1 pseudogene (running past one end of the window) is annotated in these 324 nt (G+C 61.1%); it reads right to left on the reverse strand.

Annotated elements, in window-relative coordinates:
* Positions 1 to 324: pseudogene (locus HX824_RS32205) on the reverse strand (sigma 54-interacting transcriptional regulator) (its annotated part extends 361 nt beyond the left edge of the window); the annotation flags it as partial.

The following is a 324-nucleotide window of genomic DNA, read 5'->3' on the forward strand; positions in this document are numbered from 1 at the left end:
GCTCGCGGATATTCCCCGGCCAACTGTAGGTGGCCAGGCGTTGCTCGGCTTCCTTGCTCAAGATGATCTCGCCATAGCCGAGGCGGCGGGTGTAGGTATCGATGAAATACTGCACCAGCGGCAGGATATCGCCGGGGCGATCCCGCAGCGGGCTGAGTTCCAGGTTGACCACGTTCAGGCGGTAGAACAGGTCCTCGCGGAAATGCCCGGCGTTGATGGCTTTTTCCAGCTGCACGTTGGTCGCCGCCAGCACCCGCACATTGATCGGAATGCTTTTGCGCGAACCCAGGCGCACTACTTCACGCTCCTGCAATACCCGCAGCA

The sequence above is a fragment of the Pseudomonas sp. D4002 genome, assembly GCF_013385665.1.
Taxonomy (GTDB): Bacteria; Pseudomonadota; Gammaproteobacteria; order Pseudomonadales; family Pseudomonadaceae; genus Aquipseudomonas.